This window comes from Desulfuribacillus stibiiarsenatis (assembly GCF_001742305.1).
GTDB classification, from domain to species: Bacteria; Bacillota; Bacilli; order Desulfuribacillales; family Desulfuribacillaceae; genus Desulfuribacillus_A; species Desulfuribacillus_A stibiiarsenatis.
Genome location: NZ_MJAT01000015.1, coordinates 1 through 4,293, shown reverse-complemented (window position 1 = coordinate 4,293; position 4,293 = coordinate 1). Strand labels below are relative to the sequence as shown.

The following is a 4,293-nucleotide window of genomic DNA, read 5'->3' as shown; positions in this document are numbered from 1 at the left end:
CAGCTACTCCTAAAGGGGCCTCCGCTAGTGCCGCTATATACAGCATCATCGAGACAGCAAAAGCAAATGGACTGAACATATACAGCTACCTAAACTATCTTCTCTTATACATGCCGGATACTGATTACCGGAATAGGCCAGAAGATTTAGAAGATTTAATGCCTTGGTCTCCGCGTATACTAGCTGAATGCAAGAACTAGTGCCACATGGTATTAGTTCTTTTTTGGCACCCTGTTATTGAGCGGTTACGGTGGACAAGCTACGGATATATAAGCCAATAGTTCTGGGTGAGGAAAACTACATTTTTATACTGAAAGGGGTTGCCGTAGATGTCTGATGACATTTGCAGCAACCCCTTCGGTAACTATTATATAATTGTTAATACAGATTTATTATCCTTGAAATCATCGCTGATGCTTCCGCTCTCGTTGTGAAATGGTTCGGTTTAAAGGTTCCATCCCCATAGCCTTGTAAGATTGTATTCCTTGCTAAACTACTAATTGGTATATTCGCCCAATGACTACTTGTTACATCTTTAAATCGATTGGTACTGGATGTTACCATTCTAGCCTTATAGGCATTATAGGTCATACTAGAGATCTCTGCCCTTGTAATCGGCATATCGGGTCTAAATGTATTATCTGGATACCCCTTAATCAAACCAAAATGCTTGGCAGTAGCTATTGAAGTATGTGCCCAGTAGTTCGTTGAAACATCCTTATAAGTTCGAATGTTAGAATTCGGCGTTGCAAGTTTCATCGTACTGACTAGCATGCTTGCAAACTCTGCCCTGGTAATATAACGGTCGGGATAGAAACGATTATTCGGATAGCCTTTAAGAATATATTCTCTTTGAAGCTTATCAATATCTGCCCTTGCCCAATGCGATGTTGTATCAGCATAACGCTGAATTGACGACGGATTAAAGGATATATCAATGCGATACGGGTAATTGATAAAGTTCCGATTGTAATCCCTCACGCTAAAGGAGATTGTCCCTCGTTCTGCAGCGGCAAAATAGACTTCTTCTCCACCCGCTGCGTTGTAATCTACGGTAATATTCTGCCCCCGATAGGTCACTACTAATGTCGGATCCATATGCTCTGGGACGTTTTCTACTGCTATTCTTATATTTCCTGTTGCTGGAACGTCTACTGAGAACCAATCATGGTCGTTTATCACGTGGAAGGTAGACTCAATGTTAGCGCGAATTGGTAGAACTTTCGCTTGCGATTGACTGTTGTTAGCCTCCCATATATCTGCACTAATCTGATAACTGAAGATAAAACTTGCATTAAGTGGCGCGTTATTGGCATCTGTACTGATTCGGACTAACGTGCTGTTCGGTGTGACACGGAAGGATGTTGACTGCATGTTCGATGTCAACATTCGCGAGCTTTGCAAACGCAAACTATCATCAAAAACATCGAGCTTCACATAACGATTAACTTTATTGCGATAGGTGATGGTAAGGTTTCCTTCATAACCAGCGTGCACACGATACCATCGGAATTGGTTCTCGCTGTTAATACGGGCTGATATAATACCATTTCTCGGAACTTTCAATGCTCTTGCTGGTTCGGTATTCGTTTGGTTCCCTACGAGCATCGCCAATGAGTTCGTGAACGTGTTGAAGAAGTCAATTTCTCCCCAGCCCATGTTTTCTGACCAGTTGTTGGAGTTTTTGCTAGATAATATAATGTGAGTCATGATTTCGTCAGCCGTTGCAGTAGGATTCGTTTCATACAGCCGTAAAGCAAAAGCGGCTACCAATGGAACTGCCATCGACGTACCATGGGCTATCTTGGTTCCTCTAGGTTGCTGTAGTACTGTAACGTTCTCACCTTGAGCTAATACATCCAGTTCATAACCACTTGGTGTAAAAACAGAACGAATTCCCTGACTATTCACAGAGCCGACCGATAATACGGAAGGGTAGGCTGCTGGGTATTGCACATGCTTCGCGTGGTTTCCAGCTGCAGCTACGATTAGCACATTTCTCTGGTACGCGTAATCCACTGCGTCCTGTAAAACCGTTGAGTGAACAGAGATGCCTAAGGATAGTGCAATTACCTTAGCTCCCATATCGACAGCTTGTCTTATGCTTTGTGCTAGAGTAAAGTCTTCTGCTTCACCAGCATCATTCAGTCCTTTTAGAATAATATACTTCGCATTCGGAAGCATCCCGCGTGGAGCTCCGCCTGTACCGTCCGATGCTAGTAATCCAGCAATTTGTGTCCCGTGACCATGACTATCCCGTACGTCATTGTTATTATCGATCATGTTGCGCCAATAGATGGCATCAATACTAGATAATGCTGGATGGTCCCATGCAATCCCAGTGTCGATAATCGCAATTCTCTGAGTCACTTGCTCAAAGGGAGAAATTCTATCGTAAGATAAGAGGGAAACTTTCGATTTCGGCTGTGCAAAGGCATCTAGTTCTATTTCATTTCCATCATCGTCTAGTATAATCTCTTCGAAGTCCACAGGATTATCGTACAAATCTAAGGCACCTTCATTACCATAGATGGTATCGAAGTAATGATCATAGTTATATAATGCACTTCCTGAAAAAAGGTCTACGTCTTGTATGGAGCCACTAATCCTATCTTTCGCAATCACATTCGTGTAAGGGATTAAGACATGTATAAATAAAAGCATTACGCATACTAATATTTTTAATAGTTTCATAGATTTCATGTTAAGTAATCACCACCATATCGATATTATAGCATATTTTGCATAGAGGAATAGTTGAAAGAGATATTTTTTTACCTTGAAATAGAACGTATGTTTGGTTTATAATGATGGTAATCTACTGGAACGCATTTCACGAAATAATAATATTTGGGAGGAAATCATATGAAAAGTAATCATTGGGCGCAAATGATAGAGAACATAACTTCTATAATTCCGGAGTATAGTCAGGATGGTGGGAACATAACGCATATCCTGTTGACGGACGGACAGCATGTAACGATTGACAAAAAAAATAAAAACGTGATACAGCAATTAAAAGCCCAGTCAAGTTATAATGTAGACTTGTTAATGCGGCAACATAGTTCATGTTTTGCCAAACGGCATCTATTGCCAATTCCGATTCATCCAAAATGTATTCTAGTTCCGATAAAGGTTCGTAAACCTTACGGAGAAAATGACGGTGCATATGGATATGTTTCCGTGGATCATATTGATGGAATTGAAGCTATTTCTCCAGACAGCCTAAAGGAAAATAAGAATAGCGGATTGGGAATGGATATTCTAGGAGGATTCAGATTCCGGTCGATTATAACTCTTAAAGATAATCTAGGCACGATTCCGACCTCAATGCAGGCATCACATATCAGTCAGCAGGTAGCGATTGTACAATCCGTTCGGCAGGAATACTTTAAAAATGTCTACGGGATACGTCAAGATGAAGGTTATGGAGTGAATCAAGTAAAAGAAATTGTTGTATCACTGGCGACACGGTGAAACTCGACAGTGAGTTGCGTGAACTAGTAGTAAGAAGTTGCCTACTCGACATTCTGCTTTTCCATGTGCAGCGTTTATCATGATGGTAACGCGCGAATACAATGGGAAGCCGGCTTCTCCACTAGGAGAAGAATGTAATGAATATGAAAGAGCAGGTAAGGGAGTATCAAAAGTTAAGTAAGGACAGTTTAGGCTCACAAAGCGATGAACTGTGCGATTTATATTATGAACTAGAGGAAAGCTTTCGTCCGTTACTTAAAGCTGCGGTGTATCGCTATCGTTGGGTCGGTAATACTGACGATTTAAAGCAAGTGGCAAGGATTAGCTTCTACCAAGGTCTAGTCCAGTACGATTGTGACAGCCCTGTATTCTTCGAGTATTATATAAAACGAAAAGTGTTCGGAGATATGAGAAGTTATGCAAGGAAGATGGGAAGAGATCGTGAGCGAGAATTATTGTGGATGGATGGCGGGGAGTCTGATTCAGATTCAGGGATTCTTAATACGCTTACAAACCGTGAAGAGATTGATGAGTCAATCAATTGGCAATCGATTCTGGATTGTGGGATATAAATGCTAGGCTAATAATGTACAAAATTGATTGAATAAGAATGTACAATTTTCAACCCTACATGCATACTGGTTATGGGGTGAAATGTATGCATGTAAAACTAGACATAACAACAGAAATTGAAATTACTAGACTCTCAGATTTACCAAAACTGAAACTTCTCATGGAGAATCTCAATATGAAAATAAACAAAAGTGAATTAGCAAGGAAGTTCCAGGTAGACAGAAGAACTGTAGATAAATACCT

Annotated in this window: 4 protein-coding genes and 1 pseudogene; 4 read left to right on the top strand and 1 reads right to left on the bottom strand. The window is 40.7% G+C overall.

Going from position 1 to position 4,293, the window contains the following annotated elements:
- Nucleotides 1–200 (top strand): transposase domain-containing protein (locus BHU72_RS15445; protein ID WP_141709280.1); only part of this gene is annotated, 200 nt, incomplete at its 5' end.
- Between the two features lie 178 nt (nucleotides 201–378).
- On the opposite strand, the gene BHU72_RS07780 is transcribed toward BHU72_RS15445, so the two are convergent.
- Complete coding sequence (locus BHU72_RS07780) at nucleotides 379–2,694, bottom strand: S8 family serine peptidase (protein ID WP_176720437.1); 2,316 nt, start codon at nucleotides 2,692–2,694, stop codon at nucleotides 379–381.
- A 171-nt stretch (nucleotides 2,695–2,865) separates the two neighbouring features.
- Here BHU72_RS07780 and BHU72_RS07775 point away from each other — a divergent pair, with 171 nt between their 5' ends.
- The 3 genes and pseudogenes from BHU72_RS07775 to BHU72_RS16155 all read left to right on the top strand — a co-directional run.
- On the top strand, nucleotides 2,866–3,477 hold the full coding sequence (locus tag BHU72_RS07775) for a hypothetical protein (protein ID WP_069702078.1): 612 nt from the start codon (nucleotides 2,866–2,868) through the stop codon (nucleotides 3,475–3,477).
- 137 nt (nucleotides 3,478–3,614) lie between these two features.
- The gene (locus BHU72_RS07770) at nucleotides 3,615–4,049 is read left to right on the top strand and encodes a hypothetical protein (RefSeq protein ID WP_069702077.1); all 435 of its coding nucleotides are present in this window, start codon (nucleotides 3,615–3,617) and stop codon (nucleotides 4,047–4,049) included.
- Nucleotides 4,050–4,135: 86 nt separating this feature from the next.
- Nucleotides 4,136–4,293 (top strand): annotated as a pseudogene (locus tag BHU72_RS16155) (IS21 family transposase); the annotation flags it as partial.

Coding starts and splice junctions, on each gene's coding strand:
- BHU72_RS07775 (WP_069702078.1), top strand. CDS start 2,866: ATGAAAAGTAATCATTGGGCGCAAATGATAGAGAACATAACTTCTATA.
- BHU72_RS07770 (WP_069702077.1), top strand. CDS start 3,615: ATGAATATGAAAGAGCAGGTAAGGGAGTATCAAAAGTTAAGTAAGGAC.
- BHU72_RS07780 (WP_176720437.1), bottom strand. CDS start 2,694: ATGAAACTATTAAAAATATTAGTATGCGTAATGCTTTTATTTATACAT.